Raw genomic sequence first — 10,625 nt, forward strand, 5'->3', positions numbered from 1 at the left:
ACCGTTAATCCTTCCAGCTGATAGTGCGGACGCAGGAAAAATTTCGCGGCGTAGTAGCCAGGATTATCTTCTTGCTCTTCCACGCTAACTTCAGCGGCGGCCAAAGGTTTGCGGGATTTGGTTTCCTGCGAGGAGTTAGCCGGGTCGCCATCGACGTAGTTCATGACCCAATCATTCAACCAGCGCTCCATCTCGTCACGCTCGCGGAAGGAGCCAATCTTGTCGCGCACGATGCACTTCAAGTAGTGTGCGAAACGGCAGCAGGCGAAGAGGTAAGGCAAGCGAGCAGCCAGACGCGCATTAGCTGTTGCATCGGGATCGTGGTACTCGGTCGGCTTTTGTAGCGATTGGGCACCAATAAAGGCCGCAAAATCGGAGTTCTTGCGATGTACCAGCGGCATAAAGCCGTTTTTGGCCAGTTCGGCTTCACGGCGATCGCTGATGGCGATCTCAGTTGGGCACTTCATGTCCACGCCGCCATCATCGCTTGGAAATGTGTGGCAGGGCAGATCTTCTACCGCACCGCCAGACTCCACACCGCGAATTGCCGTACACCAGCCATACTCCTTAAAGGAGCGGTTAATGTTGGCTGCCATGGCGTACGCCGCGTTGCTCCAGGTGTAGTTGTTGTGATCGGAACCGTCTGTCTGCTCTTCAAAATCGAAGCTATCGACCGGGTTGGTGCGAATACCATAGGGCAGACGCGCCAGGAAACGCGGCATCACCAATCCAAGGTAGCGCGCATCCTCTGATTCACGCAGGCTACGCCATGCTGCGTATTCCGTGTTCTGGAAGATCTTGGTCAGATCGCGTGGGTTTGCCAGCTCCTGCCAGGACTCCATCTGCATCACTGTCGGTGCCGTACCGGTAATAAACGGGCAGTGTGCAGCAGCACCAATGCGCGCCATTTCACCTAACAGTTCCACATCTTGTGGGCCGTGGTCGAAGTAATAATCGCCCACCAGGCAGCCAAACGGCTCACCACCAAACTGGCCGTATTCCTGCTCGTAGATTTTCTTGAACAGCGGGCTTTGATCCCAACCAGCGCCCTTGAAGCGCTTCAGGCTGCGACTCAGTTCCTGCTTGGAGATACTCATAAAGCGAATTTTCAGCATTTCATCCGTTTCAGTGTTATTCACCAGATAATTCAGGCCACGCCATGCGCTCTCTACCTGCTGAAAATCCTGATGATGGATGATTTGATTCACCTGCTGAGACAGTTTTTCATCGATCTCTGCAATCAGATCCTGAATGGTGCGATACGCATCGTTGGAGACGGTGACCGTGTTCTCCAGCGCCTGATGCGCCAGCGTTTTCACCGCACTCTCGACGGCTTCACGTGCCTGATCGCTGGTCGGGCGAAACTCTTTGTTAAGCAGTGCGCTGAACTCATCCTGGGAAAAACTAACAGCCCCCTGTGGTTGCTGCTGTTGAGATGTTTCGATCATTATTGCTCCTCCTTACCGTCTGATGCTTCGCTCTGCTTAGGCAGATGAGTCAAGGCTTGCAGCAGCGTACGATCCTGCAGAATCTTACCAATCAGCTCTTCAGCACCGTTTTTACCGTCCATGTAGGTCAGCAAATTGGCCAACTGCGTGCGCGCTTCCAGTAACTTGCTTAGCGGCTCAACGTTGCGGGCGATGGCATCCGGTGAAAAGTCATCCATGCTCTCAAAGGTCAAATCAATATTGAGCTTGCCCTCGCCATTCAGCGTGTTATCCACCTGGAATGCAGCGCGGGGTTTCAGCGCTTTCATACGTTCATCGAAGTTATCGATGTCGATTTCCAGGAATTTACGCTCATCGACGCTTGGCTGCGGCTCCAGTGGCTTACCCACCAGATCGGCCAATACCCCCATCACAAACGGCAGCTGGATTTTGCGTTCTGCGCCATAAATTTCCACGTCATATTCGATCTGCACGCGGGGCGCGCGATTGCGAGCAATAAATTTCTGCCCACTGGATTTCGTTGGTGCCATGGTTTTCTCCATAAAATTGCGCGGGTAACGGCTCGCAGGAGGCGCGCAGGTCTCGCTGCGTATAGAAGTGGACGGTGATTTAGTCGCGACGTCCGAAGATGTTTTCTAACTGATTGACGCCATCCGGCGCGAGGTCGCGGATGATGTCCATAAAATCGAGTTCGATCAGCCTTTGCACACGGTCTATCATCAAGGGCGCGGGATGGCTGGGTTCGTGTTGCGAGAAATACTGCTTTACCTTTTCCAGCATCAGTTGTGCATCAGCCCTTGAGGTCAGCTGTACGCTGCGCCAGTCAGCCTGGGGTCGCGCAGCAACAGGTGTTGCTGCGGGCGTGGAATCCGTCGTTTGCTCAACGGCGGCTGCAGGCTGCAATGCCCGAAGATCCGTTGCCTGGCAGCGCTCAGCAACTATCGCAATCTGTTTACGCAACTGAGTCAGTTCCGGGACAGCAGAATCATCTAACCTTTCCGCCAGGGTTTCACAGATTGTTTGTAAACGCTCACTTATCTGAATGACGGCTTCTGCTCCGGGCTGATCGACACGGGCTAGCTCATCGGTCAAGCGCGATAAACCGCCGGGGTACTCAGCAACCTCCGTTTTGCTGCCGTCGCACAAGGCAGCCGCATCGCGTAGCGTGATGCCGTCAGAAGCGTTACGCAGCAGCCAGGATTGGCGCACCGCCGTGCTTAAGGCAGATTTATCACCCAACAGCGCAACGGCATTAATACGATAAAAAGGATCGGCCTCACCAAACTCCTCTAGCCTGGGCCAAAGGGGTTCCCAATAAAGCAGCATAGATTGTTCAATCAGTTTCAGGCCCTGTGCATACCCCGGCAGGCCTTTTAACTGCGTCCACGCGTGAGTGAGTGCTAACATCACTCGCAGGTCTTTACTGCGGCCTAGCAAATCGATGGCAAGCTTTTCGACCTTATTCCAGTCAGCCGGCTCGGCGGGAATGATGGTGGTGCCAAATTGCTGCTCGGCTTTGCCAGCACTGGCTTGTTCCATCGCCTGAAAATCTGCGTGGTATTCCAGGTTATCGCCGCAAGGGTTATCGCTGCTGACCGGAGACAGTAAGGCATCAATATTGATCGTCATGCAGTATTACCTCAGGATTCAAACATCGGGGGGTAAAGTCCATTTCGTCCAGGTTTGGCGCCGCCAGCAGGGTCAAACAGCAATGAAAACAGCTGAGCGGTAAAGTTGCCGCTGTGTACCTGGGTATAAAGCGGGAAGCCGTCACTCTGATTGGTCCACCAAAAGCTGGTGTAGAACTGCGGATCAAAGCTGTCACCCGGCAGTTTCCAGTTCAAGGTAGAGGGGTGCTCACCGGTGCCGATGACATCGAGAATATCCGAAGGCTCATCGCCGGCTAACGGCTGCTGTGGCTGCGGAATACTGAGCAGTGCATGATCCAATTGTTCTGGCGTACCGCCGTTCTGCACCACTCTCAGCAAAGTATTTCCCACCTGCTGATACCACTCGCCGGAGCGTGTCAGCAAAGCTGGCGTCCACTCTGCGGGCGTAAAGTGGCGCAAAGCACACAGCGGGTAGTGACGGCCAACACTGTCACGTGCCGCAATCAGGCATCCCATTTGAATCAACTGACTTCCCAACATTGGCGGAACGACAAAATTCCACACTGGCGCTTTGAGGAAAGCCCTCGACGGAGCGTTTTGACTCTCTTCGCTGTTTTGCCAGTGATGGAGCCCGACCTGAAACCAGTTGGACCATTGCCGATAGAGCGCATCGGGGAAGCGACGCTTCACAAAGTCACCCGCACTGGGCAATTTGCCGTACCAGCCAGGGGCGGTGAAATGAGTCATTGTCAGGTCCTGTTTCAGGGGCAACTAAAGCCGGTAAGCTGGAACGGATTGCGGATACTGCCAGGCGTAAATGACAGCGTGACCTGGTGGCCATCAATGTTAAAGCTGGCTTCGCGCGTTAAGCCCCCCACAGAGGTCAACCGGGCGCGATCAAAGAAGCGGTTCAGCGCCCAAGGCCCGCTGGTGACCAGCGTCGAGGTCGTACCATTGGTCAAACCCAACTGCATACGTACCTGGCTGGTCCCGCCCGGCCCCGGCCAGTTCACCATCTGCACCGCTTGCGGGCCATGGCTGTAACGCAGAATTTGTCCGTCTACATCCAGCGTCAGATTGAGGATGTCGTTGTCCATCTTCACGGTACGCAGCGTCACGCGGAATGAAGGCGTGGTCGCGCCATTGGTAAAGAACGCATCTCGGATGGACTGTGCCTGCTGGAATGGACGCAATAACGCTTCGCCACCCGGCAAACTTTTGCCATCTATGCCCGGCGTGAAGCGCCAGGATGCATTCGTGGTATCCACTTTGCTGGCCAGATTTTCGCGGAAGAAGCTATCCATTAACCCGCTTCCTGGGGCAAACATCCGAGCCAAATCATCTGGAGTCACTTCACTGCGAGCGCTGCGTACCAGCGGATAGCGCCCCCCAATGGCTTGGCGGCAGAAGCTGCCGACTTCCATGTTGATACGCTTGCGCACATTATCCATATCACGACGCTGCGCATCACTGCTGGCGCCGACCGCCATGCTGGACACCATGTTTTGTAACGATCCAGGCAATCGCCCAGCACTGGCTTGCAGGCGGCTGATCGCATCGCTGGCAGGCGGTTGCATGCCACTGTTGGCGGCATCTTGCACGGCAGTGAGATAGCGATAGAGGTCGTCGATTTGATGCAGGAAGTCATCCACCGCTAACACTTTACTGCCCTGCTGCAACGGCTGCGCCAGCTCCAGAATCGGGGCAAAATGGGTCGCGACTGCCGTTTCAGGAGCCTGCTGTAATGCCCCTTGTCCTTGTGCTGCATTCGCACGAGAGCCACTGAATAAGTTTTCCAGCGCGCGCGTCGCGCTGTTGCCTGATGGCGCAGCCGGTGCTGATTTTGCTTTGTCGTTGGCCGCTGGCGTCAGCGTCAGCAGTGTTGAAAGTTTGATGACCATCTGACGCAACGGTGAATGCGCGCCTGATAACAGGCGGGCACTGTTAATACGCTGCGCCAGGTCTGCGCTGTTATTGAGCTGGATATCGCTGAGGAATTGTTCCCATTGACGTATATAGTCCTGCACGTAAAGCTGACGTACCGCTAAATCAACCTGCTGGCTGCTCACTGGATTGGTCGCGCTATCCAGCACCCAAACATCGTCTTGGTATAATGCTTGCGTCACAGGGGCAATTTGCTTGTCAACGTGCTGCCAGTAACCCTCTGGCGTAAATAATCCCGGCACGCCTTCATTGACAGATTTGCCACTTTTACGCGAGAAGACCAGTTCACTTTGTGGGCCGCCTAAGGCCGCCAGCGTGACAGGTTGCAGCGAGCCATCATGCTGTAGCAGGCGCTTCAGGCGTCCGTAGACGCGCTGTGATAGCGGCATTTGATTAATAAGCGCCTGCTCGCGCTTTACCAGCGCATCATCCTTAGCATACGGAGAAGACTGAATCTGTGTTTCCAGCAGTTGGCGCAGATGCCAGGCGAGTTGCTCAACTTCCTGTTGCGTAACACTTTGCGGCAGCTCACGTGAAATATTCAGCATCAGCCATGCCTGCAGGAATTTGCCGTCGTAATGCTTAGGCTGATAAAGCATCTGATACGCTTTCAGCGCTTCGTAGCTGTAGTCAGCATCACTGCCATTATCATTGCGCAGCCAGCGAGTGATGTTTTGCGCCACTTGAGGTAGCAGCAGTTGCTTCAACGCTTTGTCATACAGCGTTTGCGTGGCATCACTGACTTCAGTACCGCGATACAATCCCATGCGGCGGGTTAAGGGGGGATCCTGTAGCGAGAACTCGGCGCTCTCCGGCAGATGTAACAAGGTATTGAAGTAAGGCACCAGTGCGAACAAATCGCCGCGGCCTTGATTTTGCAACTGCTGGCCCAACTGCTCAACCTGCGGGGTTTTGCTCGCCATTTCTTGCAGGTAGGTTTTGTTTTTGTTGAAACTGGTCAGCCATAGCGCACCGGCGATTAACACCAGCACCAGTAATGCCAGATAGCCTGACCACAACCCTGCACGGTTTCGTAGCTCCCACCAGCGGTTGCTACCAGCTAATCCTGACTCCTGAAAAATGACATTTTCCAGCACGCCTTTGAGGAAGAAGCTCTGCCCCTTATTCGGTGGAATCGGCGCCTCTTTATCAACCTGATCCCAACGGTCTGACTCCCCTTCTCGTTGGCCTGGCAAATGTAAGGCGCGCGTCAATTCCCCCATAACGCGATCAAACGGCAATCCTTCCTGGGTGCCACTGGCGAAGTAGATACCGCGTGGTGAGAATTGGGTTTCAAAATCCGAGCGGGCAAACAGCGTATCGAGCGCTTCTGCCAGCACCGGACGTAATGCAGCAAATTCCTGTGGAAACAGATAGCTTTCAGCACGCGCCTGCGCATCACTCTCAGCTAAAAGCGTATCCGCCAGCCCTGCATCCAGCCGCTGTTGCAGCAGTGAATATTCTTGTTGGAACTGGGCGTTGAGTTCGAAATCCGCAGTGGACGATTGTGCCCAAGGGAAGGTAAAGCCCCAGATTTGCTCACGCTGCGCTTTATCCAGGGCACCAAAGTAGCTACGAAAGCCTTTTAACAAATCCGTTTTCGTGACTAATACATAGACCGGAAAGCGAATGCCGAGACGGTCATGCAGCTCCATCAGGCGCTGACGAAGCGCGATAGCTTGATTTTGCAATGCTTCTGATGATTGGGTCATGAGATCGGACACGCTTAACGTGACAATGACACCGTTAATCGGTTGGCGACCGCGATACTGACGCAACAGTCCAAGAAAATGGTGCCATTCACTGGCATCACGCTCCTGCTGGCTCTCTTGCGTGCTGTAGCGGCCTGCGGTATCCAACAGCACTGCTTCGTTGGTAAACCACCAATCACAGTCACGCGTACCGCCGATTCCACGCAGCGCTGCTTTACCAAACTTATCGGCAAGCGGAAATTGCAAACCGGAGTTCACCAGCGCGGTGGTTTTGCCCGCGCCTGGTGCACCAATGATCATGTACCAAGGTAATTGATAGAGATATTGATGGCTAAAGCGCTGTGCCCAGAAAGGAGCACTTTTACTGCTGTGGCGCTGGAAATGCGCCTTTTTCAGCATGTCGGTGGCTTCAGAGAAGCGGCTCGCCAAGACCTGCTCTTCATTGGTCAGGCGTTTGCGATCCTGGTCAGGCGTATCTGACTTTGACGTCTCAAGACTCGACATCAATTTGCGATTCAACCAGAAGTTATATAACCGAGGAATCGCCTGGCTCAGCCCCCACACCAGATATAACAGCGCAATACTGATCATGCGATTCTGTTCCGGCTCCAACGGACGCGAATCAACAATCGAAAATACCGGGCCAATCACCCAAATAATAAAGGAGAGCGCAGTGATACCGACAAAGCCCCAGGCAAGTCGGCTGGTTAACACCGCAAATAGCATATTCAGCATGGATCAGTTCCCTCTCGCCAAGCCGTTGATTTCAGACTGTGTTGCATCCGGTGCGACCAACAGCGTGATCTCGACACGGCGGTTTCGGGCACGATTCTCAGCGCTGGTATTGGGCACCAGCGGATGGCTTTCCCCGCGCCCTTCAGCTTTTACGCGTGCAGGTTGTGCCAGCTGTTGTTGCAGCAGGGTTTGTACCGACTGCGCACGGGCCAGCGAGAGTTCATAATTGGAGGCAAAACGCGCGCTGCGGATGGGCACGTTATCGCTGTAGCCAATCACCAGAATCTTTCCACTGACGTTGTTCATTGCGGCTGCAATACGCTGAATCACCGCCTCATAGCGACCACGCACTTCCGTCGACGCAGAGGTAAACAGGCCATCGCCTTTTAGTGTCACCACACTTTGATCGGCCTCATCTCGCACTGCGACTAATCCAGCATCAATTTCTGGCTTGAGGAAAGCCTTAAGATTCAACGACGCAGGCGGCGGTGGCGCGGGATTGCGAATCTGAACTTCCGGTAACGACGTCTGATAGATGTTCGCCAAAACGGGTGAGGTGTAATCGCCTAAACGCCAGTTAAGGATGATGTAGAACAGACAGGCGGCGAATCCGGCCACTGCGGCACAGGCCCACAGTGGGATCATGGGGCGCCACAGTTTGCGCAATACGGGCTGATCGGTAGGGTGCGGTGAGAATGCCGCCGCATAACTGCCACGCACGCTTTTGATCATCTGCAGCAAGCGCTGTTTGATGGTTTCCAGCTGTGAGCGACCATTATCCAGCACGCGATAGCGCCCTTCAAAACCCAGCACCAGACAAAAATAGATCAACTCCAGCATTACTATATGCTGCCGCGGATTTTGCGACAGCTTAGCCAGCAGTTGGAAAAACTTTTCGCCGCCCCAGGTTTCATTATGAAACGTCACGAGCAGGCCATTACTGGTCCAGACACCACGGCTCCCCCAAGGTGTCAGCGCTGCGGCTTCATCCAGTGCCGTACACAGGCAATAGCGGGCTCCGACGATGACTTCGTAGCTCAGCCCAGACTGTTGGCAGCTCAATTCAAAGCGGCGAATTTGATCGATAAGCTGCTGACGCAAACGCGCGGGATCGTCATGGGATACCGAGTGACGAATTTGAGGGATGGCATTTATCAGCGGATTGGCAGCGGCCACCAGAACGTTCTGGTGGCTTACATCACTGTTAGGTTTCTGTTGTTCCTGCATCATGCTGCGTGCTCAGTTTTGTTTATTCTGACTGACTGCGAACGGCCCAAAACTCCATGTTCAGGCCAGGAAACTCACCGGCAAGGTGGAGGGCGAACGCACCGGAGCGCTCCATCTCCTGCCACAACTCACTGTTTTTATCGAGTTCGAAGTAGCTGTAACCCGCGTGCCAAGGGATTTGCGGTGGCGCACCAGGCATCGCTTTAAGTGCCAATCCAGGTAGTTGCAGCTGAACCAAATCGCGGATCTTGGTGACCGGTGCCACTTTCATCTGCGCGGGGAAATGGGTTTTTAACGTCTCTGCGGGGATACTGGCTTTAACTGCCAGTACAAAGCCGAACGCGTGAACCATGCTGCTTTCCGGCACGGTAGCCACATTGAGTCCATGGGAACGTTGCGTCAGCGGTAGCTGAATCGCACTCTCCTCCATGACCTGCGACAACCCTTGGCGGAGCATCAGCGTGAGGCGGCTAAAACAGCCCTGCAAATCATCATGATCGTAAAGGGGCAAGACATCGGGCGTGCGCGAGGGCATCCACGTGCTGAGTTCTGCGGCAAGTTGCAGCCAATGGCTATAGAGCACTTCAGGATGCAATTGTGGAAGATGTTGTAAATGCGCATGCAGGCCAAGCTGACGATTCAGCAGTGCCAGCAACATGAAATCCACCATGTCGGCGCTGTTAAAACGGCCGGAACTCGGTGCACGCTGCCCCAATAGCTGGCTGCGTTGCGTCAGTAAGCCATTGACATCATTAAGCATACTTTGAAGGGGGCGGCTAGCGGTGAGTGTGAGCATCGGCGGGATGTAGTGGCTGTCGAGCTGGAGTTGGTTATCACTGCGCTTCTCAATCACCTGCGCCACGCCCATGGCTGTCCATTCTGCAGTGAGATCCTGCTCCAGCATGAGCCGTAAGCGCAATTTGCCAAATTGCACGGTCGCCGCACCCACCGCCATCGCATTATCGTCTTCCACTTCCGCTTCCCAAGCCAGATAGCGCGCCAGAGAATCTTGAGTATCTTGAAAAGCCACGGACTCCTGACCATTGCGTCGTGCTGGGATGGCTAATACCACTTTGGCGCGATCGACATGACTGGCAAGCGCCAGGGGTGCCGGACCATGCTGCGGCTGGCTAAATGAGAAAAAGGTACCGTCAGGTAAACACCCGCTGGCTGCACTGAGTGCCAGCTTGCCTTGACGCAGCATCGCTTCATCAAACTCAAGGTCAAAAAAGCCCCATATATAGGCACGCTGCGACTGCCCCCAGTCACGCAAGGTGCTGTGGAGATAGTTTTCCGATTGCTGGAAATGGTGTGGTCGCAGAAACATTCCTTCAGTCCAGACCACTTTTTCGGCTCTGTTCATACTCATCCTTTACTGCTTAACCACACGAAGACCATTAATGTCTGCAACAATGCGAGCATTCAGTTCGCCGTCGTTGCTTTTCCAGAACTGCCAGAAAGCGCTGTTCTCACCATCTGGGAAGGGCAGCGCAAGGCGCCAGACTTTTCCATCCAACGCCTGATACTCGGCCATCACGCCGATATAACGCGCTTCTGGCAGGCTTTTGGCACTCAGCGTTTTATTGAGCTGACCCGACATTAGGAAGAATTGCTGGTTATTGAGCAACGTACTGCCCAGTGCCGTGGCGGGCTGATTCTGCAGCGAATAAAAATCCGCGGACATGAACTCCGCATCCGAGGTGAGTAACATCACCCGCACTTTCAGTGGCGCCCCTGCGTTAATCTGGGGATGCGCCTGGAAATTCAGGTTATAACGCGCCACCTTAGTCGGTTCGCTACTGCTACATGCCACCAACGTCATGACCAGTAGCAACCAAAACCCTTGCTTTATTAGCCTCATGGCCATTAATCAGCCCTCCCTGCTCAGCCGATTAGTTGATGATCCACGTGCCGCTATTAGTGTTCTGGCAGGCTTTGCTATCACCATC

The 10,625-nt window shown here is 54.3% G+C and carries 8 protein-coding genes; all 8 read right to left on the minus strand.

The window, feature by feature from the left end:
* Positions 1 to 1,448, minus strand: a 1,448-nt coding sequence (gene tssC, locus QMM04_RS17605; protein ID WP_282996636.1) for a type VI secretion system contractile sheath large subunit, incomplete at its 3' end; no start/stop codon positions are given.
* Positions 1,448 to 1,978 carry a type VI secretion system contractile sheath small subunit gene (tssB, locus tag QMM04_RS17610; protein WP_282996637.1) on the minus strand — a complete coding sequence of 177 codons (531 nt, stop codon included), beginning with the start codon at positions 1,976 to 1,978 and terminating at the stop codon, positions 1,448 to 1,450. The genes tssC and tssB, both read right to left, overlap by 1 nt.
* A gap of 79 nt (positions 1,979 to 2,057) precedes the next feature.
* A complete protein-coding gene (gene tssA / locus QMM04_RS17615; protein ID WP_282996638.1) occupies positions 2,058 to 3,077 on the minus strand; it encodes a type VI secretion system protein TssA in 1,020 nt (339 codons plus the stop codon).
* An 11-nt stretch (positions 3,078 to 3,088) separates the two neighbouring features.
* Positions 3,089 to 3,805, minus strand: a complete 717-nt coding sequence (gene tagF / locus QMM04_RS17620; RefSeq protein WP_282996639.1) for a type VI secretion system-associated protein TagF — start codon at positions 3,803 to 3,805, stop codon at positions 3,089 to 3,091.
* Positions 3,806 to 3,819: 14 nt separating this feature from the next.
* On the minus strand, positions 3,820 to 7,449 hold the full coding sequence (gene tssM, locus QMM04_RS17625; RefSeq protein WP_282996640.1) for a type VI secretion system membrane subunit TssM: 3,630 nt from the start codon (positions 7,447 to 7,449) through the stop codon (positions 3,820 to 3,822).
* A 3-nt stretch (positions 7,450 to 7,452) separates the two neighbouring features.
* A complete protein-coding gene (locus QMM04_RS17630) occupies positions 7,453 to 8,679 on the minus strand; it encodes a DotU family type VI secretion system protein (protein ID WP_282996641.1) in 1,227 nt (408 codons plus the stop codon).
* Between the two features lie 19 nt (positions 8,680 to 8,698).
* Positions 8,699 to 10,039 (minus strand): type VI secretion system baseplate subunit TssK, encoded by a 1,341-nt coding sequence (tssK, locus tag QMM04_RS17635; RefSeq protein ID WP_282996642.1) that lies wholly within the window; start codon positions 10,037 to 10,039, stop codon positions 8,699 to 8,701.
* 9 nt (positions 10,040 to 10,048) lie between these two features.
* A complete protein-coding gene (gene tssJ, locus QMM04_RS17640; RefSeq protein ID WP_282996643.1) occupies positions 10,049 to 10,543 on the minus strand; it encodes a type VI secretion system lipoprotein TssJ in 495 nt (164 codons plus the stop codon).
* Positions 10,544 to 10,625: the final 82 nt, after the last annotated feature.

The organism is Pantoea sp. Pa-EAmG, assembly GCF_030024295.1.
Classification (GTDB): Bacteria; Pseudomonadota; Gammaproteobacteria; order Enterobacterales; family Enterobacteriaceae; genus Pantoea; species Pantoea dispersa.